The organism is uncultured Roseovarius sp., assembly GCF_963972555.1.
Taxonomy (GTDB): Bacteria; Pseudomonadota; Alphaproteobacteria; order Rhodobacterales; family Rhodobacteraceae; genus Roseovarius; species Roseovarius mucosus.
Genome location: NZ_CAXAUM010000001.1, coordinates 240905 through 264778 on the forward strand (window position 1 = coordinate 240905; position 23874 = coordinate 264778).

The following is a 23874-nucleotide window of genomic DNA, read 5'->3' on the forward strand; positions in this document are numbered from 1 at the left end:
CCGCGATCCGTCATGTCGCCTCGCACTCAAGACCGAGAAGCCCGGCAGAACGGCAGCGATTGAGGGTGTCGTTGCCGATGAAGGTGACTTCGAAGCGGCTGACCTGACCGTCGGGCAGAAAGGTGATGTCAGGGCGCGGGGCACGCGGCAATTCGCGCGGCAGGAGCGCGCCTTCGGGCCCCTCAAACCGCGCTTCGCCACGGAATTTCTGTTCCCGACCAAGCGGTTGCCATCCGTTCTCGGCGGCGCCGGGTGCGGGTGGCACAAGCACCTGCCAGCCACCGGGAACAAGGATGATGCCCTGCGGAGTGGCGCTCAGGATAGCCGCATCGCGCAGGCGGTCGTAGGCGGCGGCAAAGCGGATCACGTCGCCTTCGCCCCGGCTGCGGTCTGTGATGGAAAAGGTCGCCGTGACCGAGAGCACGGCGATCACGGCCACGACCACGACCATTTCCAGAAGGGTAAAGCCAGCCTCGGGATCGGTGGTTATTCGCCCCATGACCCTATATCCGCGTCGGGGCCGGTACCCCCTGCGACCCCATCCGCCCCGAGGGTGAAGATGTCAAATTCGTCATGCACGCCCGGTTGCAGGTATTGGTATTCATTGCCCCAAGGGTCCTGTGGCAGGCGGTCGATATAGCCGTTGGCGGCATAGTTGGAGGGAACGGGCGCTGCGGTCGGGGCCTCGACCAGCGCGCGCAGCCCCTGTTCTGTGGTCGGATAGCGGAAATTGTCGAGCTTGTAGAGCTTGACCGCCCCCGCCAGCACCGCAAGGTCCGACTGCACCCGCGCGGCGCGGGCCTGATCGGGCCGGTCGATGATGCGCGGCATGACGACCAGTGCAAGAATGGACATGATGACCACCACGACCATCAGTTCGAGCAGCGAAAAGCCAGCATCGGCAGACGCGCGGGGCGAGCGGCGTGACACATTGATTTGCATGGTAAAATCTGTCCGTAAATGCGTATAGACTACGTGATGAATCATAGAGTAAGCGCAACGCCCTGACAATCGCCGCTGTGGCCCCTGCCCCGTTTTTCCCGCATTGGAGGTCCTATGCCTGCAACCGCCCCACTCGCCTTTTACCTGATCTTGACTGGGGCGGCGATGGGATCGTTTCTGGCAGCCTGGGCAGACCGGTTGCCACGCGGCGAGAGCATTGTCGGGCCGCGCTCGCGGTGCCGGTCTTGTGGCGTGCGGATCGGGGCAGGCGATATGGTGCCGGTTCTGTCCTGGCTGTGGCTGGGAGGGAAGTGCCGGTCCTGTGGCGTGCACATCCCCAAGCGGCTGTTTTACACCGAAGTGGCCGGCATGGCGCTGGCGGTGCTGGCGGTCTGGGTCGCGCAATCGCCGCTGCACATGGTTTTGGGGGCGCTCTGGCTCTGGCTGTTGATGGGGTTGGTTCTGTGCGATCTGGCGGCGTTTCGATTGCCGGACGGGTTGACCGGACCGCTCTTTCTGACCGGATTGCTGATGGCGTGGGAAGATCCGGGCCGCGATCTTTGGGGCGCGCTTGTCGGAGCAGCGATCGGCGCGGGGGCGTTTCTGGCGCTGCGGATCGGCTATCGGATGCTGCGCGGGCGCGAAGGGCTGGGGATGGGCGATGTCAAGCTGATGGCGGGGATTGGCGCGGGCCTCGGGGTGATGGCGCTGCCGAGTGTGACCTTGATCGCCGCGATTCTGGCGATGGGGATGGCCGGGGTCATGGCGCTCTGGCGTGGCGCGCGGCCTGAGGGCGATCTGGCGATTGCCTTTGGTGCCTATCTCGCGGCGGCAGCCGGGTTGGTCTGGCTCTGGCCACTGATCTGAGAAAGCACGGCCCCGAAAAAGCGTGAGCGGCAGGTTTCCCCACCGCCCACTACGCACCCTTAGGCCCATTACTCAAAACCTAGGGTACGATCCAATCACTGACAACACGATACCCCACACGCTCTTCTGGAACGAGTTGCGCAATGTATGCCCCTTTGGACGCAAAGCGCTGTCCCGGCCCCAGGCCGAGTTCAGGATGCGTGCCGGGGTTCAGTTCATTTTCGGCCTCATGTTCAATGATTTCAAGCACATAATCGCGGTAGAAATCATCAATTGCGTGCATGAGACCGAATTGGATCATGGTCAGTGCATAGTATGTTTGCAGCTGAATACGGGGATGTGTGACCGCAAGCCGTCGTGTGTGCATCCAACCGCGAATGCGGTATTTGCGCGGGTGGTAATGTTCTGGCTTGTCATAGGGCCAAACCAGCCGGACCTGTTCCACAAGAGCCGGTGAAAAGGCCGCCAGCGCCGGTTCCTTTGCCGCAGATGGCAGGAAAATCCGTGCATTGGGGGGCGGGTTTTCGGCCAGAACCGCGACCGCCTCTGCCACATTCTGAGGCCATATCACCAAGGTCGACTCTGGGTCTTGCGCGGCAATCGCTGCGCGCAGTCCCTCGGCCCCTTCATAGCTGAGACTGTCGAGCGCGGTCCCGGGAAGGACCATTTCCATCGTCTTGGCAAAGCCCTCGGCCGGGCGGGTCCCTTGGGGGCCGGTGCCATGCAACTGCACGACGCGGGCCGGGGCCTTGTCCTGATCCCCAAGATAAAGCGCAAGGGCCTCGGCCTCGAGTGTCAGGCCACGATTGAAGAAGACGGAATAACCATAGCGCCCCTCGCCCGGAGTGGGCAGTTCGGCATTGGGAAAGATGCAGGGCAGGCGTTTTGCATCGCAGAACGCACCGATTTCATCCCAGGGCCCCTCAACCAACCCGCTGACGGTCGCGAACACCGGCTGTTCGGCATATTTCGCCTCAAGCTGGGCGCGCCATGTCTCGGGCGGCCCTTCGAGCCGCCAGACATGCAGGTTCCAGTAGCGATACGCGGAAATGAAATTCGAGCGATAGTTGGGCGAGAAGGTCGGATTGCGGGTATCACCTTCGGTGTCCTTGTTCATCCACTCGAAAAACAACTCGAGCGTGCGGATCATGGCATCCGCCGCCGCCGGATCGGCACCGGGGTCGATGATGGTGGCAAAATGGATGTCGTGGTCGGTCACGCCGGGGTCAATCTCGACTGACAGCGTCTTGAGGAAGGCAGAGAGGTTGGCCACATCCTGTGGGGTGAGGTCATAGCGCGGCATGATCGGATCGAACACATGCCCGCCCGCATCCACCCCGTCCTTGAGCGCACGGGCGAGCAGCTCGTCATCATAGGCCGGGCGCATACGCGGCGAGCGCACCCGCGCCCAGAAACCGGGGGGTTGCACCTCTTGATAGAGGTCCTTGAAAATGCGGTTGCGGTTCGGCGTCTTTTTCTCGAACAGAACAGAGCCAATGATGGGCGGCACGTAATTGCCGCCTTCGGAGGTGCCAAAACCGCTGGGACGGTGGCAGTTGACACAGGAAAATTGCGAGCCCGAAACCTTGACGTCGCCCTGTGTCACACCGTTGATCGGTTGGCCGTCGGCACCGATCCCCTCCCAATAGAGTTTGCGGCCAAGTTCGGCATCGCCCGCCTGCCCTGCCCCGGCCCAAAGCGGGACAGCGGCGAAGGCGAGAGCCAATCCAAGACGCCGAACCGTGGCGCGAAAAGCTGGGAAGCGCATCAATTCACCTCAGGATGCAGCAATTTGCTGTATTCCTCTGCAAGTTCTTCGGACCCAAGCAGACCTTCGAGCCGGAGCCACGGGGCGTCCTTGTTCGCGCGCAGGAAGGTGAGTGGGCGGTGATACATCTTGTTGTCACCCTTATAAACCGCATCGAAGGCGCGCACGACGGTGAAGATGTCGTCGAACTGGCCTGTCAGCATAACCCAGTTCTCGCGGGCGGCGTGCAGGTCTGCATACTCGCGCAGGCGCGTGGGCGTGTCATATTCCGGGTCGATCGAGATCGAGACCATGAGGTAGTTGTCGTCGATGGCGACGAGGTCCTCTTGGGTCTGGCCAAAGGTCGCGCTCATCACCGGGCAGATGGTGGCGCAACTGGTGAAGATGAAATTGAGCAGAACCGGACCGTCAAAATCCAGCAAGTCCACAAAGCTTACCTTCTTGGCGAATTGATTGCGAAGCGTGACATCGGGCATCTGGTAGTCTTGCAGACTGCGCTTGTATTGAAAGCCATCGGGGCTCATCGCGATGCCAAGGGTGTTTTGATCGTCCATCCCGAGATGGTCGGGCATACGGTGTCCAGCGGCGGCGTGGGCGTCGTGGCCCTCGGCCTGCATGGCCTGATGCGCCGAATGATTGCTATGATCGTCGGTCATGGCACCGCTGTGATCATGGCCCTCGGTCTGGGCACCATGATCCATTGAATGGCCGGTGTGATCGGCACTCGTGGTCGCGCTGTGATCGTGACCTTGGCTATGGTCTTCGGTTTTGGTGTAGCCGGAATGATCGGCCGAGGCAGGGGCCGCGAATGCCAAAAGCGCCAGGCTGAGGGCACAGGCGGGCGCGATCCATGGGGCAGCTTTGGTCTCGTTCATTTCAAGTCTCCGTCGAGAAAGTAATGTCTCAAAATGAGAGAGGCACCGGCGGCTGGGATGCCGCCGGAACCTTTTTCAGATCAGTCGCTTAGTGGATCGACCACACGGCGACATCATGGTGCAGCGCGTCGAACTGGTACATCCGCAGACGTGCAGAGGGCTCGTAGCTGAAGGTCACTTCGAGGTGGTGTTCGCCGATGCCATCGACATTCACATACTCGTTCATTTCCTGCTGCATGCCGCCCCAAGCGAACTCGGAATTGCCGCGGCCTATGCCATTGCCATTGGAAACCTGCCAGATGGTATCGTTGACAGGGGTCTTGGGCGCATCAGCCGGAGGTGTTGCCGGCGGGACCGGGATCGGGCCGCCCCCTGCGACGTGGATCCAGAAGTAGTTCCGGCCAAAGGTAAAGAGAGGGCCGGCACCGCCGCTGGGCAGGGTGTTGTGGAAGGTGTTTTCCCAGCCACGCAAACCGCCGAAGTCCACCAGAACATAGGCGTGGACAAAGTAATCGCCATTCAGAAGCTGAATATTGACCTTGTCGCCACGTTTTTTCCAAGGGCCGTTGAACATCCGCACCTGAGATGTGCCATCGTGATCCTTCAACTGGCCATAGATGGAGTTGTTGAGGAACAGAACGGTGACATCGGCATCCTCGGCCATTTCATAGCCGGTGGGCAGGTGATTGCGGTTCCGCCAGTCATAGAAGGCCTGACGGATCAGGTGCATCTGCGCCTGAACGATCGAGCCATTGAGACCACCACCAAAGTGCTTGTTGTTCCGGTTGATGGTCATGCCGGCCATTTCACGGAACATCTGCCACATGCGCTTGGCCGGGGCGGTGTCGCCGATCATGGCGATTGCATCCAGCTTCGCCTGTTCGCTGGCGCGCGGGTTTTCACCGAATACGCCAATCTCTGCGGTGTTGCGCAATGCGCCGTTGCGCAGCGGAACGCGCATGTTCTCGACCACCTGAACCCGCGGCGGGTGCTGACGCCAGCCCCAGTGATAGCTGAGGTTCCAGAAGCGTGCCGGGGGCATCTTCATGTTGAGCGTATACTCAAGACCCTCTTGCATCGGGAAGAAGGTCTGGTCCATGCCGATGTTGGGAACGCGCGGGAATGCGGTGCCACCAGCGGTCATGTCCGGTCCACCTTCGGGGGTGAAGTCGAACTCTGTCCAGTCATCGAAGAACATGGCGTAGGGTGCAAAGTCTTCGTGGCCACGGTTGAGGATCTTGATCACGTAGTGGATCGTCCATTCCTCATCCGTCACAGCGATCGGGTCGATGTAGTTTGCGTCAGCTTCGATATGGCTGTCATACCAGATCTGGTTGACAGTGACCGACTTGGTCTCAGGGTCGACCGCTTTGGTCTTGAGGCCACCGAGATAGTGCAGCAAGGGGAAACCTTCGTATTCCCGTTCGCTGAAACGACCCTTGAGCTCGTTGCCCTCGATGATGTCGACGGCCCGGCTCGCAAGGGTGCGCAGGGTCGCGGGATTGACCCGGCGCGGATAGTTGTAGCAGTGCCGATTGCCGCGGAAAGTCCGGCAAATCTCGTGCGGTTCCGACATCGCCTCGATCCGGTCCATGATCCAATCAAGATCATCGGTGGGCGAGGTCTTGTCGATCTCCCGTGTCACCGGATCGTCGTGCAGGTTGTAGGGGTTGTCCGGTGTCGAAGGCAGGGTGTTGGGGATTTCATTGCCCCGACAGGTTTTGGCGTTCTCGTAGATGGTCGGCAGCAGGTTGGTCGGATTGGGACCAAAGCTGTCACCCTCGGGGAAAACCGAGTAGCCGTCCGCCGTCAAGAGCGTTGTCGTATTGCCAACAGTCGTGCGCGTCTCGAATGGCACGCGCGGCTGCTGACCACCGTTGGCATGTCCCGACACGTTGCAGAACATGTTCAGGTCGAAGGGTGTCTGGGCCCAAGCGGGCGCCCCCCCAACCATGGCCGAAGCGGGCAATGCCATCACCGCGGCCAGTCTTATGGATTTACGAAACATTTTCATTGTCTCCGATTCAAAATACTGTTCTGGCGCCCCGGCGAACCGGGGTCCGGGATCAGACTTCGCGGTTGTGGTTGCGCGTATCTTTCAGATCGAACACGCGCGGACCGGCCCGGCGCAGCTTTTCACCGACTTTCGGCGCTGCTTGCGGCATGACCCAGGTGACACGGTTGGCGGCATCGTCGGCCCGGATATCCCAGGGGAACGATCCCCAGAGACCGGCGCTGCCGTTGCCGTAGAACACCACGTCCACCTTGCGCTTGCCGGGCAGAGTCGAATGACTCATGCGATACATCCGGAAGGCAAGATCGGCGCAATGCTGCGGCGTCCCGGTCAGGAAATGCCAGCCCTTGGGCGCACCGAGTTCCGAGGCATAGGCCTGCATGCGTGCAGGGGTGTCATGCTCGGGATCGCGGCTGATCGAGTACACGAAAACATCGCGCCCGACCTTGTCGCCCAATTCTGCAACCACGTCAGCCATGCGGCGGGTGATCGGGAAATGGCCTTCGTCCTTGAGGCTCATGAAGTGCATCATCACGACCTTGTTCTCGATGAAGCCCTCATAGAAGGACATCCCGAGACCGTCCTGATTGACCATCATCACGTTGGGGAACGAATCGTTCACCGCAGAGTTGATGACCCCACCGCTGTTCACCGGATTGCAGAGCACCGGCATGTCGTTGGGGTGCAGGTTTGTCTTGGTATCGCGCAGTTTTGCGAGTGCGGCTTTGCGGGCCTCATCGGCGCGCTCTTTGGAGTTACCCGGCGTGGTGTAAAACCCGGCGGTCATCCCAGCAGCCGCCGCGACCGGAAGACCGGCCAAGAATTGACGTCTGTTTGTCATGTCTTTTCCTCTCATTTTCAGAGAATTCCTAGAAGGATTTCCGCTCAGTCACCCTGACCCGGCTCCACGATATCCCAGCGCATCATCATTGCGTGGTCTTCGTGCACGACGTTGTGGCAGTGCATCACGTGCTTGCCAAAGAAGTCGCGCCAGCGGCTGAAGAATGTCACCTCGTCACCCGGCCCGAGCGAGACCACGTCCTTGCGGGCACGCTCTACCGCACTTGGCGGACGACCGTTGACCTCGAGGATCTGGAACTCTTCGAAGTGGGTATGAACCGGGTGCGCCCAGGCTGTGCCCTCGTTGCGGAAGGTCCAGATTTCGGCAGAACCCTGCTCGATCTTGGCATCCACACGGTTGGGGTCCATCAGGCGGCCGTTCACCGTCCACAGGCCGTTGTCGTAGTCGAATACGAACAGGCGCTTGCGACGGACTTCGGACATGCGGATTTCCGGAAGCTTGCGCATGGTGGCAGGAACGCGCGACGGATCGGGCTTCTTGCGGCCTTTGCAACGGAATTCCAGAACAGGCATCATGTTCTCGCCTTCCAGCGTAAAGCCGGTCGGACCTGCACCATCGCCGCGGATTTCCAGATCGTTCCAGACCTGAACCTTGTCGCCATCCTTGTACTTCGAGAAGTCGATGATGACGTCAAAGCGGTTGGCGATCCAGAGGTCGATCTTGGGTTCGACCAGCGGCGCCTCGAGCAGGTTGCCGTCATTCGACAGCACGATGAAGTCGTCAAAATAGGGCTCGCCACGACCGGGCTTCGGCACGACCTTGAGCACCAGACGATAGAGACGCGACGGGCCACCGTTGAGGAAACGGAAGCGATACTTGCGCCGGTCGACATCGAGATAGGGCTGGATGATCCGGTTGACCGTGATCTTGTCGCCCGTCATGCCCTGCGTGGTGTATTGCAGGCGGTTGGAGTCGAACGTATCGGGCGTGCCCTGAGAGTTGCCGACCTCGACCGGCTCGGGGCGCGGTTCGGGATGCGGCGACGCACCATCGGGCGAGAAGAAGTCCCAGATCACCTGACCGTTGGGCTGGAACATGACATCGTGCAGGATCAGCGGAATGTCATATTTGCCCGAGGGCAGACGGAAGGCGCGCGGATTGCGATCCCGTTCGTTGTTGGAATCGCGCTCGTCGAAGATCAAGTAGAAGCCCGAAAAGCCCGCATAGACGTTGGTGGCGGTAAAATCGAGCCGGTGATCGTGATACCACAGGGTATTCATGATCTCGGGGTTGTCGTAATCCCAATTGAACGGCGTACCAGCCGGGATGTTGGCGTAATGGTGATCCCAGAATTCGCCGGGATTGAAGAAGTCCTGCGGAATACCGTCCGACTCGGACGCGGTATGGCCGTTGTGCAGGTGGATGGTCGGCGAGGGCAACGCAAAGGTCACATTGCCGGCACCCACAGTGGGCAGCAGGTTGTTGCGCCGCAGGAAAACCGGCTCGCCGTAATAGGCGTGATAGGTTTCACCCGGCGTGATGCCGTTGAAGCCCCAGTGCCAGGACCCGACGTCTGGATCGCCAGCACGCCCGACAACGCCCTCGGTGCCGTCGCCATACGGGGGCTGCCAGTGATACTTCCACCGGAATTCGGTCATCACTTCTTCGTAATGCTTTTGCGGCGGGAAATCGTCAAAGCGCTGGTGGCGCTCGGGCTCGATCGGCGGGTCGTAGGTGTTGGGATTGACCGGCTGCGCGATCGGCATGATGTTCAGCGGGGCCGTGAATGGCTCGACCGCCGGGCTTGATTGCACGACAATGCTCGGCTCAAAAGTGTCGGGGAATACCAGGCCGGTTTGCGGCAACCCTTCCGCGGCACTGTCCGGCCACTGCTCGATCTCGACCGCTCCGGCCTGCGATGCCGCCACAGTGGCACCCGCAGCCCCAAGGCCGAGCTTTAATGCGTCTCTTCGTTTCATGCTTTGTCCTCCAGCAGAAAAAGCTTGCGAAAATTACCAGCGCCACGCTCCAGACATGACGCCATCAACCCCGCGCCAGACATGCCGCGAGAAAGGAGGGCCGGAGCCCCTGTAAGTCAGCGACCGTTCAGGCCGCCCTATGTCAGTTTCGAGCGAACTCGATATGCGAGAGATTACAGGCCGGTAGAGGTGAGTAATGTTTGGCCCGCGCGGATCAGTGATCCGCAGATTTTGGGTTAATAGATTTGAGCAATTGCTCCCCGTTCAGCGCACAAAACCGCGCCCTATTGACATTGGCAGTAACGTCAAGAGCGCCAAAATGACGCGCCTGACACTGCTAGCTCAACACAAAACCTTGCGTGGAACAACGATAACATTTTCGTGAGTGGGCCGTAATGTTACTTCATTTGCCGGATTTGCAAGAAGCAAGGTTTCAAATTGCTGATAATAAAAGATTTTTTATTTCGCCGGGATGACCGGAAACTGAAACAAATACAGCCGTCGATGGTAAATAGTTTATGAATTTTCGATTTAAAGGGGGGGACGCAAAAAATCGTACCTAGCTGCGCCCGGTGATCCGCACGGAAATGGTGCGCCGTTGACCACCGCGCATGATTTCGACAGCGAATTCATCGGCTTCTGCCAAAAGCTGTCTGGCGTTCACCAGCGTTTCCGGATCGGAAACAGAATAACCGTTGACGCGCAGCACAAGATCGCCACGACGCAGGCCGATCAGGTCGTAAACCTGCCCTTCGCGCACCCATAAAATTTCGGGAAAGACCTCGTTTGCGTTGCTGCCAACCGTGACCATCCGCACGCTGCCCGCGCGCCCCAGAACACGGCGCAGATCACTGCCGGAAAAGGCGCTGGCCGGAATTTCGGCCTCATCTTCCTGCACGGAGCCATTTACCATCATCCGGGCCATCATTTCGTCGGGCGTTTCCTCAAAGGCGATCAGAACCCGCTCTGTGGAACGCTCGATCCAAACCCCATCAGGAGCGATTTCAAGCACGGTTTCACCGCCGATCAGCCGGTCGCCTGCGCGCACCAACCGGTCGCCATCCGACGCGGTGAGAATGGCCCAGCCACTCTCGCCCCCCGCGACCAACCCGACGAGGCGGTATTTCTCGACCTTCTTGGCGATGGTCGGGGCCTTGGGCGGATCTGGCACATAAGGGTCAAAGACAGGGGGCCAGCTCTCTGGCAAGGGCGCTTCTGCGGCATTCTCGACAGCGGCCAAGGCGGCGGTGATCTGCACGGGCTGGGGCGGCACGGCCCCACGCCCCAGCAGGGTCAACCCAATCTGGCCTGCGCCAAAGCCGCAAAAGATCGAGGCGGCAAGTGTGAGAAACCCCAGTCCGCGCACAACCTCAGCTCCTGCGCGATGGGTTGCGCGCATGGGGTCTGACAGGGGTGGGACAAGGGGGCATTCTGGGTCAATCCTGCAATAGGTCCGGGCAGATCAAGAAAAGGGCTGTGCGCAACAGGGTGATGATAGCCGCAGGCGCATGGCCCGACAACGGTTTATGCAGGATCGCTGTCCGCCATGGGCAGTGCGCCAAGGGGCAGCGGCCAGTCGGCGGGGTTGGTGCATTCCGCCTCGGGACGGGCCAGAAGAATTTGCGCATGGAAATGGCCGGTGGTTTCCACACCCTCGGTGTCATGCCCTGCGGCCTGCGCATTGGCGATGGCACGGGCCTGTTCTTCGGGGCTTTCGAACCGGCGGTGGATGAAAGGGGGGATCGGCAGACGCTCGACCACAAGGCCATGGGCGCGCAGTACCTCAGCCGCCTCGGGGCGTTCATTGCCCCGGATGGGCGAGGTCATCACCCAAGGCTTGACCGGGCCGCAGGCCGCCAGCATCCGGTCGAGCGCGCGCGGCATGAGTTGAGCCACAGAGCCACATTCGACGATCATGTCACAGCGGGCGAGGTCGGAGGCAAGCGCCGGGGACGGTGGAGCCTGTTCCAGATCCTCGACATGGCCGGATTGAAAGAGACCAACCGCGCGCCCGTAGGCGACCGCATTGGGCATCACATCAAGGCCGGTTACATGCAGCACGGGCGCAGGGCGGCGCAGCCCCACCAGCCAGTCACGATCCCAGCCGATCACCTCGTCCGCGCTGGCGCTGTCGAATTCGGGTTGCCGGTAGCGGGCAAAAACCTGTGCCAGGCTCAGATCATGCGCCAAGAGCGCCGAAACGATGCCATAGCTGCTGGCGAAATCCACGATCCGCGCCTGATCAAGACCGCGCAGGCGCATCATCTCGGCCAGCCCTGCCCGAAAGGCCGCGACCGCGTGATGCTGATTGCGATAGCCCAGCCTGTCCATCATGCGGAAATAGGCCCGACAGTCGGGTTGATCATAGGTGTCATCAAAGATGGTGACAAAGCCGGAGCGGGGTGTTTCAGAGAGGGCGGTCATCTAAAGGTCCCTTGGGGATCAGGAGGCACGGGGCCCGGTGTTGGGCAAACTTGCCCCCCACGCCGCGATTTACAACCGAAATCGCGTGGAATTTCACAGTTTCGCACGCAAGCGTGACGCGCGCGGCGCTCTTGAAACAATATTTCGCGGCCATCAGTGGAACGTGACCGGCTGTGCGTGGACGTTCATTGCTCTTTTCTCAGTTGCGGCGCAATGTAAAGGCAAGGTTCAGCATCTCGGTTCAGGAGCACGCCATGAGTCACGCCAGCACGCAGATCGTTCCAGATGCCTCAAAGGTCATGATGGGGGCCACGCTCGCTTGGGTAGCGGTGCTGATATATGCCTCGTCGAACTCGCTCGTCTCGCTGCTTGCCGATATCGGTTCGCAAAACCGCGTTATGGGGCGCAATGTCATCACCTATTGCAACCTGCTGTTTGTCGGCTCGCTCATGTCGATGGTGCCGATGATCATCATGTTCTGGCGGGATTGGACATGGGAGAACCTGCGCGCGCTGACCAAGAAACACTGGGTCATCCTCACGCTCTCGGCGTTCTTTTCCTCGGCGCTGACGCCGGGGCTGTTCTTTTACGCGCTGGAACATACGACCGTGACCAATGTCGTGCTGATGGGTCGGATCGAACCGCCACTCTTTGTGCTGGCGGCTTGGTTGCTCTTGCGCGAAGAATTCGAGCCGTGGGCCTTTGTCGCCGGTCTGGTGGCGCTCTGCGGGGCGGCGGTGATGATCCTGATGAACAATGAGGGCACGACGCTCGACCTTGGCAAGGGTGAGATTGGCGCGCTCTTGGCCACGCTGTCTTATATCGCCTCGACGCTGATCGCGCGCATGGGCCTGCGCGGTATTCCGATGGGCATTTTCGCCATCTATCGCACCGCCGTGGGCACGACATTCTATTTCTTTGTTGCGCTCTATCTCTTTGGCCCGAACCATTTCCAAGATGTGCTTCACCCGGTCGTCTGGCAATGGGTCTGGATCTATGCGGTGATCGTGGTGATCGGCGGGCAGTTCGCCTGGGCGCTCGGGTTGAAATACGCGCGCTCGGGCGATGTATCGCTGGCCACGTCGTTTTCGCCACTTGCGGCGATCCTGATTGCGATGGTGATGCTGGGCGAAGACCCCGGACCGGGCCTGATCCCCGGCGGGGCGATCATCCTCTTGGCGGTGGCCATCGGCCAGTATGGCCGGCTGCGCCGCCGCCACACCGAAGAGTCCGCCATGCGCAAGCAGGCGCAGGAGCGCGCGCTGGAGCATGAAGGCGAAGTGAACTTCAAGGGCGCGTGAGGACGACGGAAACACCCCGCTGATGACGGTGTGTCAGGGGTGCCGGGGCGCGATGCGCAATCGCCTGTTCTAGAAGTTGCCGACGGAAGGCTGTCGCTGGCTGGCGAGCGGCCCATAGCCCGGACACAGAGCATCGGGCAAAGACGCATAGCTCTGAAAGAGCTCCCGGCCAAGACCGGCAGGTGGCGGGACAGCAGCCCCCAACGCCTCGAGTGCCGCTTGTTTGAGGGCCAGCCCATCCGCCACCTCGGGCAGCAAGTCGGGTGCGAAACCAGTGATCTCACGTCCGCTGTCATGCACCGGCATGAGCCAGAGCGCGCCCGGCAGATGGTGATGATTAGCCTCAAAGAGCGCAACCGCCTCAGACAGCGCCGCGCCCCCGCCCGCCCGTGGATAAGGGGCAAGCACGCAAAGACCGGTAGCATTGACATGGCTAGAAAAGGCCGAAGCGTCGTCGAGTGGCAGCACCCGGGCGGTGGGATAGGCAGCCAGCACATCGCACAGCTCGGGCGATCCAAGGCCTGTCATATCCTCAAGATAGACCGTCACGCGCACCCCTGCCGCAAGACGATGACCGATCGCCCCCAGCGCATGATGGATCACCTGTGCGCCGTCCTGGGCCAGCACGGCCATTTCTCGGGTCAGCATCCGGGGTTGACGGCTGAGGAAGAACGCAAAGATCTGTTCAGCCATGCCATTATAATGCGTGACATCGCGGGTGTCGTGGACAATGCGGCCAATATCCACTTCGGCCACGGAATGCCCCGCCGCGTGCACGCGCAGCATGATATCAAGATCGACCGCGTAATCGGTCGCCAGACCGTCATAGGCGATGAGGGACCGGTCAAAGACATAAAGCCCCGAGTTGGGCGCGCGCAGGTGCGAAAGGCCCGGAAACATCTGATGCAGCGCAGGGCGCACCAAAAGGCGGGTCATCGGCATGTTGTCGGCGGGGTCGTGCCACGCCCCCTTGATCAGCCCCACACCGGCGGCGCGGGCGGCGGGCATACGGGCAAAGAGATCTGTATCGAACCGGTCGAGGTCGGCGTCGACCTTCATCACCCAATCATGGCGCGCGGCGGCGATGCCTGCGCGCACTGCATGGCCCATGCCGGTCTGAGCCTCTGAGATGACCACAGCACCTGCCCCGCGCGCCAAGTCCGCTGTCGCATCGGTCGAGCCGTTGTCGATCACCACAACCTCGCCCACATCCGGCATATCCGCCAGAACCGACACCACGCGGGCGATGGTCTGCGCCTCGTTTCGGGCCGGGACAATGACGCTGACCGGGGGGGTCATGGGAACTCCTCGAGGGATAGAGAAATACATTACTTTGTATACAACCTAATCTTTGACGGCCTTGATCACAACATAAGACGTGTCACGAGAGTAAAATCTCTCGTGAGCCAATGTAACCCTCGCCCTGCGTGCGAACAGCTAGAAGGCGAGTGTCGCCTCAACCGCGCGCGCCCAGCCTGCGACTTTGGTGCTGCGCAGATCCGCCGACATCTGGGGCAGAAACTGTCGCTCCAGCGCCCAGGTTTCGGCAAATCCGGCCTGATTTGGATAAAGTCCGATATGCATCCCCGCGAGCCACGCCGCCCCGAGGGCCGTGGTTTCCAGCACCTCTGGCCGGTCCACCGGTGCGTCAATAATGTCTGAGAGGAACTGCATCGCCCAGTCAGAGGCGCTCATTCCCCCGTCCACGCGCAAAACCGCGTCGGCCCCGTGTCCGGCCCAATCATCACGCATCGCGCGCAAGAGATCGCGGGTCTGGAAACCCACGCTTTCGAGCGCCGCCCGCGCGAGTTCCGCAGGCCCCGTGCTGCGTGTGAGGCCAAAGATCGCGCCCCGGCATTCGGGCCGCCAATAGGGCGCGCCAAGCCCGGTAAAGGCAGGCACCAGAACGACCGTTTGATTGGGGTCGGCCTGTTCGGCAAGGGGCTGCGTTTCGCTTGCGTGGCGGATCATCTTGAGCCCGTCGCGCAGCCACTGCACCACGGCGCCTGCGACAAAGATCGAGCCTTCGAGCGCATAGGTGGGTTTGCCATCCAGTTGATAGGCGATGGTGGTCAGCAGCCGGTTTTGCGAGACAACCGGCGTGTCGCCAGTGTTCAGTAGGGCAAAACAGCCGGTGCCATAGGTGGATTTGAGCATCCCCGGCTTGAAACACGCCTGCCCGACGGTTGCGGCCTGTTGATCGCCCGCCACGCCGCGAATGGGGATTTCGCGACCAAAGAGATCGGCGCGCGTGTGGCCATAGTCATCGGCGCTGTCACGCACCTCAGGCAGCATCTGCATGGGTATGCCCAGGAGGTCGCAAATCGTGGCGCTCCAGCGTCCCTTGCGGATGTCATAGAGCAGGGTGCGCGCGGCATTGGTGGCGTCGGTGGCATGCACCCGCCCGCCGGTGAGTTTCCAGATAAGATAGCTGTCGACGGTGCCAAAGAGCAGATCGCCCGCTTGGGCGCGGTCCCGAGCGCCCGGAACATGATCGAGTATCCAGCGCAGTTTCGTGCCGGAAAAATAGGGATCGAGCAAAAGGCCCGTGCACTCTGCCACCATCGGCTCGTGCCCGGCTGCGCGCAGCTCGGCGCAATAGTCCGCCGTGCGCCGATCCTGCCAGACAATCGCGCGGTGAATGGCTTGCCCGGTGTGACGGTCCCAGACCACGGTTGTCTCGCGCTGGTTGGTGATGCCGATGGCGGCAATATCCGCGCCGGTCAGACCGGCCTTTTCGATCACCGCGCGGCAGGTACCTGCGGTGGTAGACCACAGGTCATTGGCATCATGCTCCACCCAGCCCGATTGCGGGAAATGCTGCGCGAATTCCTCTTGGGCCGTGGCTGTGATCCGCATGCCCTCGTCAAACAGGATCGCGCGGCTCGAGGTGGTGCCTTGGTCAATGGCGAGGATGTGGGACATGGCTGTGATCCTGAACGCGGCAAAGATAGAAAAAGCGGCCGCCACCGTTGGGCGGCGACCGCAGTATGGGTTCGCGCCGGGCCGCACGCAAGGCGGCCCGGATCGGTTGGCTTACTGCCAGGACTTGATCAGCTCGTCATAGGCGATGGTGACCGGCTCTTCGTCCTCGTTCTCAAGCTTGGCCTTGGGCGCGCCGGGCTGGCTCAGCCAATGCTCGGGGTCCATTTCCTCGTTGAGTTTGGGGCCAATGTCGCCCTGGATACCAGCGCGCTCAAGCCGCTCGAGCACACGCTCTTGATCGGAGCAGAGCGCATCAAGCGCCTCTTGCGGGGTTTTGGCGCCCGACATGGCGTCGCCGATGTTCTGCCACCAGAGCTGTGCCAGTTTCGGATAGTCGGGCACGTTGGTGCCGGTGGGCGACCACTGCACGCGCGCGGGCGAGCGGTAGAATTCCACAAGACCGCCCAGTTTCGGCGCACGCTCGGTAAAGCTCTCGTGCTGGATGGTCGACTCGCGGATGAAGGTGAGGCCGGTGTGGGCCTTTTTCACATCCACGGTTTTCGAGGTCACGAACTGCGCATAGAGCCACGCCGCTTTGGCGCGGTCCACGGGGGTAGATTGCATCAGGGTCCAGGACCCTGCATCCTGGTAACCCACTTTCATGCCCTCTTCCCAATAGACGCCGTGCGGCGAGGGGGCCATGCGCCACTTGGGCGTGCCGTCCTCGTTCATCACCGGCAGGTCGGGTTTCACCGAGGCTGCGGTAAAGGCGGTGTACCAGAACATCTGCTGCGCGACATTGCCCTGTGCCGGGATCGGGCCTGCCTCGGAGAAGGTCATGCCAGCGGCAGCGGGGGGCGAGTATTTCTGAAGCCACTCGATCGCCTTGGTCACGGCATAGACGGCGGCGGGGCTGTTGGTGGCCCCGCCACGCGCGACGCAGGAACCGACAGGCTGCGAATTTTCATTCACGCGGATGCCCCATTCATCGACCGGCAGGCCGTTCGGCTCGCCCTTGTCGCCCATCCCGGCCATGGACATCCAGGCGTCGGTATAGCGCCAGCCAAGGCTGGGGTCTTTCTTGCCGTAATCCATGTTGCCAAAGACTTCGCCTTCGACACCGAGATGGCTGAGGTCGCGCCCGGTGAAGAATTCGGCAATATCTTCATAGGCCGACCAGTTGACCGGAACGCCCAGATCATAGCCGTATTTCTCTTTGAAATCGGCCTTGTTCTTGTCGTCGTTGAACCAATCGTAGCGGAACCAGTAGAGGTTGGCGAATTGCTGGGTCGGGAGCTGATAGACCTTGCCATCAGGGCCGGTGGTGAACGAGAGGCCCACGAAATCGTCGATGTCGAGCGTGGGGCTGGTCACATCCGCGCCCTCGCCTGCCATCCAGTCGGTCAGGTTGCGCACCTGCTGATAGCGCCAATGGGTGCCGATGAGGTCCGAGTCGTTGACGTAGCCGTCATAGATGTTCTCGCCCGACTGCATCTGGGTTTGCAGCTTTTCGACCACATCGCCCTCGCCGATCAGGTCATGCGTGACCTTGATGCCGGTGATGGCGGTAAAGGCGGGTGCCAGCACCTTGGATTCGTAGCTGTGGGTGTCGATGGTTTCCGACACGACTTTGATTTCCATGCCGGCAAAAGGCTGGGCCGCGTCGATGAACCACTGCATTTCCGCCTCTTGCTCGGCGCGGGAGAGCGTGGACAGATCGCCGATTTCCGCATCGAGAAACGCCTTTGCCGCCTCCATATCGGCGAAGGCGGGCGAGGCCATCAGGCCCAGCGACACCAGCGCGGTGGTTGTTTTCATTCGCAAGTTCATGGTTTCCCTCCCTAGGTGAACTTTGTTGGTGATTGATCCCGGTCTAAACCCAGCGAAACACCGCCGCGGCATAGATCAGGCAGAGGATCAGCGCGTAAGGCTGGTTCGCGCCGACAATTCCGAGCCAGGCCAGATTAAGAAAGGCCGAGCCGAGAAGCGTGATGAAGAGACGATCGCCGCGCGTCGTCTCGATCCTGAGGATACCGACGCGCGGGGTTTCGGGGAATTTGATCGCCAGCACCGTGAAGGTGATGAGCAGCGTCGCAATGACCCCGAAAAAGATCGCGGTCGGAAGTGTCCAAGCCATCCAAGACAGATCCATCGTCAGTATTCCCCCATTCCCTCGATCCGCTCGATCGCCAGCAGCAGCGTCAGCGAGACCGCGAAAACCGCGACCGCCACGTAAAGCGTCTTTCCCACCATTCCAGCGGCCCATAGCGACCCGCGCGCGAAAACGAGGATGCCAAGCAAAACCATCCCAAGCAGAACAGCCATCACACCCTCCCCAGGGCAAAGCCCTTGGCGATGTAATTGCGCACGAAATAGATCACGAGCGCCCCCGGCACGATGGTGAGCACCCCCGCCGCTGCCAGCACGCCCCAATCCAGACCCGAAGCCGAGACCGTCCGCGTCATGGTGGCCGCAATCGGCTTGGCATCGACGCTGGTCAGCGTGCGCGACAAGAGCAGTTCCACCCATGAGAACATGAAGCAGAAGAAGGCGGCCACGCCGACACCGCTCGCGATCAGCGGCATGAAGATTTTCACGAAGAAGCGCCCGAAGGAATAGCCGTCGATATAGGCGGTCTCGTCAATCTCCTTGGGCACGCCGCGCATGAACCCTTCCAGAATCCACACCGCCAGCGGCACGTTGAAGAGGCAATGCGCCAGCGCCACGGCGATATGCGTGTCAAACAGGCCCACGCTTGAATAAAGCTGAAAGAACGGCAGGGCAAAGACCGCAGGCGGGGCCATGCGGTTGGTCAAGAGCCAGAAGAACAGATGCTTGTCGCCGAGGAAGCTATAGCGAGAGAACGCATAGGCGGCAGGCAGGGCCACGGCAATCGACAGGACCGTGTTCATCACCACATAGATCAGCGAGTTGACATAGCCCATATACCAACTGGCATCGGTAAGGATGGTGGCATAATTCGCCAGCGTGGGGGTCTGCGGCCAGAGCGAGAAGGCGCCGAGGATCTCGTCGTTGGTCTTGAAGCTCATGTTCACGAGCCAATAGATCGGCAAGAGCAGGAACAGCAGGTAAAGCACCATCACCACGTTGATACGCGGCAAGGCGAAGCTGCGCGCGGTGCCGCGTGCGGCGGTCAGATCGGCCATCACTTGCCCTCCCGTTTGTCGAGATTGACCATGACTGTGTAAAACACCCATGAAATCAGCAGGATCACGAGGAAATACATGATCGAGAAGGCGGCGGCAGGGCCGAGGTCGAATTGCCCGAGCGCCATTTTCACGAGGTCGATCGAAAGGAACGTCGTCGCGTTGCCCGGACCGCCCCCCGTGACGACGAAAGGCTCGGTGTAGATCATGAAACTGTCCATGAAGCGCAGAAGGATTGCGATCATCAGAACGCCCGTCATCTTGGGCAATTCGATATAGCGGAACACGGCCCAGCGGCTGGCCTGATCAATCTTGGCCGCCTGATAATAGGCGTCTGGGATGGATTGCAGCCCGGCATAGGCCAAGAGCGCCACCAGCGAGGTCCAATGCCAGACATCCATCACGATGAGCGTGACCCAGGCATCGCCCGCATTCTGCGTGTAGTTATAGTCGATGCCCAGCGCCGCCAGAGTATGCCCCAGAAGGCCGATATCGACCCGGCCAAAGATTTGCCAGATGGTGCCCACCACATTCCACGGGATCAAGAGCGGCAAGGACATGAGCACAAGGCAGACCGACACCCAGATGCCGCGCTTGGGCATGTTCAGTGCCACCAGAATGCCCAGCGGCACCTCGATGGCGAGGATGATCGCGGAAAAGATCGCCTGCCGTTGCAGCGCGTCCCACATCCGTTCCGAGGCGAGCATTTCCTCGAACCACTCCAGCCCCGCCCAGAAAAACTGGTTGTTGCCGAATGTGTCCTGCACCGAATAGTTGACCACGGTCATAAGCGGGATGACGGCAGAGAACGCCACGAGAAGAAGGACGGGCAGGACAAGGAACCATGCCTTTTGATTGACGGTCTTGTCCATCACGCGGCCTCCTGCGCCTGAGATTTCGGCGTGACGCGCCAGTCATCCGCATAGACATTGATCGCAGCCGGATCGAAGGTGACGCGGGTCATGTCGGGCGAAATCAGCGCGCCCTCAGCGGCGATGGCGTTGATCTGAACCCCGGCCAATTCGCAGCGGATGATCTTGTGACGGCCCACATCCTCGACCCGCCGCACCGTCACGGGCAGCCCCTCGGCCCCTGCTGTCAGGCGGACAAACTCGGGTCGCACGCCGATCTGCACCCGGCCCGTGGGGCGGGCATAGTCGGCCCCAAGCGGGATTTCGACGCCCTGCACCACGGCCTTGTTGGCCATCACCTGCGCGTCGAGCAGGTTCATGCCCGGTGAACCGATGAAATAGCCCACGAATGTATGCTCTGGCCGCTCGAACAGCTCCTGCGGTGTGCCCATCTGTACCACGCGGCCATCGTGCATCACGACCACCTTGTCGGCAAAGGTCAGCGCCTCGGTCTGGTCATGGGTGACATAGATCATCGTATGGCCGAACTCGTGATGCAGCGCCTTGAGCTGCGTCCGCAACTCCCATTTCATATGCGGGTCGATCACTGTCAGCGGCTCATCGAAGAGCAGCGCGTTGACATCCTCACGCACCATGCCGCGTCCAAGGCTGATCTTCTGCTTGGCATCCGCCGTGAGACCGCGCGCCTTGTGACCCAGCTCTGCCTCCATCCCGATCATGCGGGCGATGGTCTGGACCCGCTCGGCGATATAGGCGGGCTGCGCGCCGCGATTGCGCAGCGGAAAGGCCAGATTGTCGCGCACCGTCATGGTGTCATAGACCACCGGAAACTGGAACACCTGCGCAATGTTGCGCGCGGCGGTGGCCTGATCCGTGACATCCTGATCGTTGAACAGGATACGACCCTGACTTGGGCGCAAGAGGCCCGAAATGATGTTGAGCAGCGTGGACTTGCCACAGCCCGACGCGCCCAAGAGGGCATAAGCCTCGCCATCGCCCCAGACGTGGTTCAGCTCTTTGAGCGCGAAATCCGCCTCGGACGCCGGGCGGGCGAGGTAACTATGCGCGAGATTATCCAGCGTGATCTTGGCCATGATTCCCCCTCACGCCGCCTCTGCATAGGGTGCTGGTGCGACCAGCACGCCATCCGACCCGAACACATAGACATGCGCCGGATCGAGATAGACCCGGAGAGCGGCCCCCAGTTTCAGATCGCGCACCCCATGGATAAGACCCACCCAGCGCTCGCCATGGTGATCCAGATGCACAAAGGTTTCGGACCCGGTGATCTCGGTCACGTTGAGGCGCGCGTCAAAACTCAGCGCATCGGCGGTATGGCGGTCCAGCTCCAGGTGGTTGGGCCGGAAGCCCGCCGTATAGGTACCATCGGCAAGCCCCGCCATGCTGCCCAGCGCCGCCGCCGATTGCCCATCGCCGAAGAGAATGCGCGTGCCGGATTTCTGCACGGTCAGGAAATTCATCGGTGGATCGCTGAAGACGCGCGCGGTCGTGGCGTCGCGCGGCTGGCGGTAGACCTGCGGTGTCGGGCCGAATTGCGTCACCCGCCCTTCCCAGAGGGTCGCGGTATTGCCCCCAAGAAGTAGCGCCTCCTCGGGTTCGGTCGTGGCATAGACAAAAATGCTGCCAGAGGCCTCGAAAATCCGTGGGATTTCCGCGCGCAATTCCTCGCGCAGCTTGTAATCGAGATTGGCCAGCGGCTCATCGAGCAGAACCAGACCGGCCTCCTTGACCAGCGCGCGGGCCAGCGCGCAGCGCTGTTGCTGACCACCCGAAAGCTCCAGCGGCTTGCGCGACAGCATCGGCGAGAGCTGCATCAGATCGGCGGTTTTACGCACCGCCGCGTCAATCTCGGCGCTGGATTTGCCCATCAGGCGAAGGGGCGAGGCGATGTTGTCATAGACGGTCATCGAAGGGTAGTTGATGAATTGTTGATAGACCATCGCCACGCGGCGATCCTGCACGCGCATTCCGGTGACATCCGCACCGTTCCACAGGATACGGCCCGTCGCGGGCACATCGAGCCCCGCCATCAGCCGCATGAGCGAGGTCTTCCCCGAGAGGGTCGGCCCCAGAAGCACGTTCATCGTGCCGGCCTCGAGCGTGAGGTCGGTCGGGTGAATATGCACCTGCCCGTTCACACGTTTCGATACCCCCTTGAGTGTCAGCGCCATGCGGTCGTTTCCTCCCTTATCCCTTGGCTGCCACGGGGTCGGCCCGATCAAGCCCGCGCTCCTGCTGCATCCAGTTGTCGAGCGCCGTAATCTGCGCCTCGGTCATCTTGAGGCCCAGACGGGTGCGCCTCCAGACCACATCCGCCGCCGCGCGGGCGTATTCATGGTCCATCTGCCAGCGCACCTCGGCCCCCGTCAGGGTTGCCCCGAAATCGGGACCAAGATCGGCGGCCTCGCGCGCCTCGCCCAGAATATCCACCGCCTCGGTGCCGTAAGCGCGCACCAGGCGCCGCGCCCATGCCTCCGTGAGAAACGGATAGGCCCTATGCAGACTCTCTGTCAGCCGGTCGAACCCGTCAACGGGGAAATCTCCCCCCGGCAGGGCGACGCCTGCGGTCCAATCCGTGCCGGCATCCGGAAAGAACGAGCGCAACTTGGCCAGCGCCGCCTCGGCCAGTTTGCGGTAAGTCGTGATCTTGCCGCCAAAGATGTTCAAGAGCGGCGCGCCCGACCCCTCGGCCAATGTCAGCACATAGTCACGGGTGGCAGCGGTGGCGGATTTCGCGCCATCGTCATAGAGCGGGCGCACCCCCGAGTAGGTCCAGACGATATCGGCGCGTGTCACGGGCGTCTTGAAATATTCCGACGCAAAGCGGCAAAGATACTCGGCCTCTTCCGGCGTGCATTCGGGGCGCGTATCGGCATGCCCATGTTCGGCATCGGTGGTGCCGATCAGGGTGAACTCCCTCTCATAGGGGATGGCAAAGATGATCCGCCCATCGGTGCCTTGGAAGAAATAGCATTTGTCGTGATCGTACAGGCGGCGCGTCACGATATGGCTGCCGCGCACCAACCGCACCCCTTCGGCAGAGTTGAGGCGCAGCGTGCCCGAGATCACATCCTTGACCCATGGCCCAGCGGCATTGACGAGGGCGCGCGCCTGCACCACCTCGACCGCGCCGGTTTCCTGATCCTTGAGCGTCACCTGCCACAGATCCCCCACACGCTCGGCCGATTGCACGCGGGTGCGGGTGCGGATGCGCGCGCCGCGCGCCTCGGCATCGCGGGCGTTCAGCACGACAAGGCGGCTGTCCTCGATCCAGCAGTCGGAATATTCATAGGCGCGGGTGAACTTGTCCTTGAGCGGTGCCCCCTCCGGCCCATTGCGCAGATCAAGCGTCGAGGTCGCGGGCAGGATTTTACGGCCCCCGAGATGGTCATACAGGAACAGTCCCAGGCGGATCAGCCAGGCAGGCCGCCGCCCTTTCATCCAGGGCATGACGAGATTGAGAATACGCGAGGTGGGCGTTTCGCCCTCGAACCGCATATCGCGGTGATAGGGCAGCACAAAACGCATGGGCCAGCTGATATGCGGCATGGCGCGCAGCAGGGTTTCCCGCTCGATCAGTGCCTCGCGCACCAGCCGGATCTCGAAATATTCGAGATAGCGCAGACCGCCGTGGAAAAGCTTGGTCGAGGCGCTCGATGTGGCCCAGGCGAGATCGTTCATCTCGGCCAGTTCCACCCGCAGCCCCCGGCCCGCCGCATCACGGGCGATGCCACAGCCGTTGATGCCGCCGCCGATGACGAACAGGTCGATCACTGTGCCCTCGCGGTCCTGCGACACGCGCCCCTCCCACCGTAAGATGAGCGCAAACGAACCACTTTTTGACCGTATGGGTCAAGAATGAATGTTCGTTTTGTTTCTTTTATTAATACACCCTTTGATTTCATTCATCAATTTTC

At 61.3% G+C, this 23874-nt stretch carries 21 protein-coding genes; 2 read left to right on the plus strand and 19 right to left on the minus strand.

Annotated elements, in window-relative coordinates; genetic code table 11:
• Nucleotides 1-10: 10 nt before the first annotated feature.
• Both AACZ65_RS01240 and gspG read right to left on the minus strand, forming a co-directional pair.
• Nucleotides 11-499, minus strand: a complete 489-nt coding sequence (locus AACZ65_RS01240; protein WP_339667539.1) for a GspH/FimT family pseudopilin — start codon at nt 497-499, stop codon at nt 11-13.
• Nucleotides 487-942: a type II secretion system major pseudopilin GspG gene (gspG, locus tag AACZ65_RS01245; protein ID WP_037275201.1), complete on the minus strand. Its 456-nt coding sequence runs from the start codon at nt 940-942 to the stop codon at nt 487-489. Before gspG ends, AACZ65_RS01240 begins: the two co-directional genes overlap by 13 nt.
• A gap of 114 nt (nt 943-1056) precedes the next feature.
• Between gspG and AACZ65_RS01250 the strand changes: the two genes are divergently transcribed.
• Nucleotides 1057-1809 carry a prepilin peptidase gene (locus AACZ65_RS01250; RefSeq protein ID WP_339667540.1) on the plus strand — a complete coding sequence of 251 codons (753 nt, stop codon included), beginning with the start codon at nt 1057-1059 and terminating at the stop codon, nt 1807-1809.
• A gap of 79 nt (nt 1810-1888) precedes the next feature.
• On the opposite strand, the gene AACZ65_RS01255 is transcribed toward AACZ65_RS01250, so the two are convergent.
• The 7 genes from AACZ65_RS01255 to AACZ65_RS01285 form a co-directional block, all read right to left on the minus strand.
• Nucleotides 1889-3577, minus strand: a complete 1689-nt coding sequence (locus AACZ65_RS01255; RefSeq protein WP_339667541.1) for a cytochrome c — start codon at nt 3575-3577, stop codon at nt 1889-1891.
• The gene (locus AACZ65_RS01260; RefSeq protein WP_339667542.1) at nt 3577-4452 is read right to left on the minus strand and encodes an SCO family protein; all 876 of its coding nucleotides are present in this window, start codon (nt 4450-4452) and stop codon (nt 3577-3579) included. The genes AACZ65_RS01255 and AACZ65_RS01260 overlap by 1 nt, the downstream gene beginning before the upstream one ends.
• Before the next feature lie 88 nt (nt 4453-4540).
• Nucleotides 4541-6427, minus strand: coding sequence for a hypothetical protein (locus AACZ65_RS01265; protein ID WP_339667543.1), 1887 nt, complete (start codon nt 6425-6427; stop codon nt 4541-4543).
• Nucleotides 6428-6518: 91 nt separating this feature from the next.
• Nucleotides 6519-7307, minus strand: coding sequence for an SCO family protein (locus AACZ65_RS01270; RefSeq protein ID WP_339667544.1), 789 nt, complete (start codon nt 7305-7307; stop codon nt 6519-6521).
• A gap of 44 nt (nt 7308-7351) precedes the next feature.
• Nucleotides 7352-9247, minus strand: a complete 1896-nt coding sequence (locus AACZ65_RS01275; protein WP_339667545.1) for a multicopper oxidase domain-containing protein — start codon at nt 9245-9247, stop codon at nt 7352-7354.
• Nucleotides 9248-9806: 559 nt separating this feature from the next.
• A complete protein-coding gene (locus AACZ65_RS01280) occupies nt 9807-10646 on the minus strand; it encodes a hypothetical protein (protein ID WP_339667546.1) in 840 nt (279 codons plus the stop codon).
• A gap of 125 nt (nt 10647-10771) precedes the next feature.
• Complete coding sequence (locus AACZ65_RS01285) at nt 10772-11671, minus strand: hypothetical protein (protein WP_339667547.1); 900 nt, start codon at nt 11669-11671, stop codon at nt 10772-10774.
• Between the two features lie 254 nt (nt 11672-11925).
• On the opposite strand from AACZ65_RS01285, the gene AACZ65_RS01290 reads away from it, so the two are divergent.
• Entirely contained in the window at nt 11926-12972 is a 1047-nt protein-coding gene (locus AACZ65_RS01290) for a DMT family transporter (protein WP_339667548.1), read from the plus strand.
• 69 nt (nt 12973-13041) lie between these two features.
• Here AACZ65_RS01290 and AACZ65_RS01295 read toward each other — a convergent pair whose 3' ends face one another.
• The 10 genes from AACZ65_RS01295 to glpD all read right to left on the minus strand — a co-directional run bounded on the left by AACZ65_RS01295 (nt 13042) and on the right by glpD (nt 23755).
• A complete protein-coding gene (locus AACZ65_RS01295; protein ID WP_339667549.1) occupies nt 13042-14271 on the minus strand; it encodes a glycosyltransferase in 1230 nt (409 codons plus the stop codon).
• 138 nt (nt 14272-14409) lie between these two features.
• Nucleotides 14410-15897 carry a glycerol kinase GlpK gene (gene glpK / locus AACZ65_RS01300; protein ID WP_339667550.1) on the minus strand — a complete coding sequence of 496 codons (1488 nt, stop codon included), beginning with the start codon at nt 15895-15897 and terminating at the stop codon, nt 14410-14412.
• A 111-nt stretch (nt 15898-16008) separates the two neighbouring features.
• Complete coding sequence (locus AACZ65_RS01305) at nt 16009-17727, minus strand: ABC transporter substrate-binding protein (protein WP_339667551.1); 1719 nt, start codon at nt 17725-17727, stop codon at nt 16009-16011.
• A gap of 43 nt (nt 17728-17770) precedes the next feature.
• Nucleotides 17771-18043, minus strand: coding sequence for a DUF2160 domain-containing protein (locus AACZ65_RS01310; RefSeq protein ID WP_037275318.1), 273 nt, complete (start codon nt 18041-18043; stop codon nt 17771-17773).
• A gap of 8 nt (nt 18044-18051) precedes the next feature.
• The gene (locus tag AACZ65_RS01315) at nt 18052-18222 is read right to left on the minus strand and encodes a hypothetical protein (RefSeq protein ID WP_339667552.1); all 171 of its coding nucleotides are present in this window, start codon (nt 18220-18222) and stop codon (nt 18052-18054) included.
• The gene (locus AACZ65_RS01320; RefSeq protein ID WP_339667553.1) at nt 18222-19064 is read right to left on the minus strand and encodes a carbohydrate ABC transporter permease; all 843 of its coding nucleotides are present in this window, start codon (nt 19062-19064) and stop codon (nt 18222-18224) included. Before AACZ65_RS01320 ends, AACZ65_RS01315 begins: the two co-directional genes overlap by 1 nt.
• Nucleotides 19064-19936: a sugar ABC transporter permease gene (locus tag AACZ65_RS01325; protein WP_037275215.1), complete on the minus strand. Its 873-nt coding sequence runs from the start codon at nt 19934-19936 to the stop codon at nt 19064-19066. The genes AACZ65_RS01320 and AACZ65_RS01325 overlap by 1 nt, the downstream gene beginning before the upstream one ends.
• Nucleotides 19936-21030 (minus strand): ABC transporter ATP-binding protein, encoded by a 1095-nt coding sequence (locus AACZ65_RS01330; protein ID WP_339667554.1) that lies wholly within the window; start codon nt 21028-21030, stop codon nt 19936-19938. Before AACZ65_RS01330 ends, AACZ65_RS01325 begins: the two co-directional genes overlap by 1 nt.
• A gap of 9 nt (nt 21031-21039) precedes the next feature.
• Entirely contained in the window at nt 21040-22128 is a 1089-nt protein-coding gene (locus AACZ65_RS01335) for an ABC transporter ATP-binding protein (RefSeq protein ID WP_339667555.1), read from the minus strand.
• A 16-nt stretch (nt 22129-22144) separates the two neighbouring features.
• Complete coding sequence (gene glpD, locus AACZ65_RS01340) at nt 22145-23755, minus strand: glycerol-3-phosphate dehydrogenase (RefSeq protein WP_339667556.1); 1611 nt, start codon at nt 23753-23755, stop codon at nt 22145-22147.
• Nucleotides 23756-23874 lie beyond the last annotated feature (119 nt).

Excerpts from the sequence above, each read along its gene's own strand:
- AACZ65_RS01240 (WP_339667539.1), bottom strand. The coding sequence starts at position 499 with ATGGGGCGAATAACCACCGATCCCGAGGCTGGCTTTACCCTTCTGGAA.
- gspG (WP_037275201.1), bottom strand. The coding sequence starts at position 942 with ATGCAAATCAATGTGTCACGCCGCTCGCCCCGCGCGTCTGCCGATGCT.
- AACZ65_RS01250 (WP_339667540.1), top strand. The coding sequence starts at position 1,057 with ATGCCTGCAACCGCCCCACTCGCCTTTTACCTGATCTTGACTGGGGCG.
- AACZ65_RS01255 (WP_339667541.1), bottom strand. The coding sequence starts at position 3,577 with ATGCGCTTCCCAGCTTTTCGCGCCACGGTTCGGCGTCTTGGATTGGCT.
- AACZ65_RS01260 (WP_339667542.1), bottom strand. The coding sequence starts at position 4,452 with ATGAACGAGACCAAAGCTGCCCCATGGATCGCGCCCGCCTGTGCCCTC.
- AACZ65_RS01265 (WP_339667543.1), bottom strand. The coding sequence starts at position 6,427 with ATGGCATTGCCCGCTTCGGCCATGGTTGGGGGGGCGCCCGCTTGGGCC.
- AACZ65_RS01270 (WP_339667544.1), bottom strand. The coding sequence starts at position 7,307 with ATGACAAACAGACGTCAATTCTTGGCCGGTCTTCCGGTCGCGGCGGCT.
- AACZ65_RS01275 (WP_339667545.1), bottom strand. The coding sequence starts at position 9,247 with ATGAAACGAAGAGACGCATTAAAGCTCGGCCTTGGGGCTGCGGGTGCC.
- AACZ65_RS01280 (WP_339667546.1), bottom strand. The coding sequence starts at position 10,646 with ATGCGCGCAACCCATCGCGCAGGAGCTGAGGTTGTGCGCGGACTGGGG.
- AACZ65_RS01285 (WP_339667547.1), bottom strand. The coding sequence starts at position 11,671 with ATGACCGCCCTCTCTGAAACACCCCGCTCCGGCTTTGTCACCATCTTT.
- AACZ65_RS01290 (WP_339667548.1), top strand. The coding sequence starts at position 11,926 with ATGAGTCACGCCAGCACGCAGATCGTTCCAGATGCCTCAAAGGTCATG.
- AACZ65_RS01295 (WP_339667549.1), bottom strand. The coding sequence starts at position 14,271 with ATGACCCCCCCGGTCAGCGTCATTGTCCCGGCCCGAAACGAGGCGCAG.
- glpK (WP_339667550.1), bottom strand. The coding sequence starts at position 15,897 with ATGTCCCACATCCTCGCCATTGACCAAGGCACCACCTCGAGCCGCGCG.
- AACZ65_RS01305 (WP_339667551.1), bottom strand. The coding sequence starts at position 17,727 with ATGAACTTGCGAATGAAAACAACCACCGCGCTGGTGTCGCTGGGCCTG.
- AACZ65_RS01315 (WP_339667552.1), bottom strand. The coding sequence starts at position 18,222 with ATGGCTGTTCTGCTTGGGATGGTTTTGCTTGGCATCCTCGTTTTCGCG.
- AACZ65_RS01320 (WP_339667553.1), bottom strand. The coding sequence starts at position 19,064 with ATGGCCGATCTGACCGCCGCACGCGGCACCGCGCGCAGCTTCGCCTTG.
- AACZ65_RS01325 (WP_037275215.1), bottom strand. The coding sequence starts at position 19,936 with ATGGACAAGACCGTCAATCAAAAGGCATGGTTCCTTGTCCTGCCCGTC.
- AACZ65_RS01330 (WP_339667554.1), bottom strand. The coding sequence starts at position 21,030 with ATGGCCAAGATCACGCTGGATAATCTCGCGCATAGTTACCTCGCCCGC.
- AACZ65_RS01335 (WP_339667555.1), bottom strand. The coding sequence starts at position 22,128 with ATGGCGCTGACACTCAAGGGGGTATCGAAACGTGTGAACGGGCAGGTG.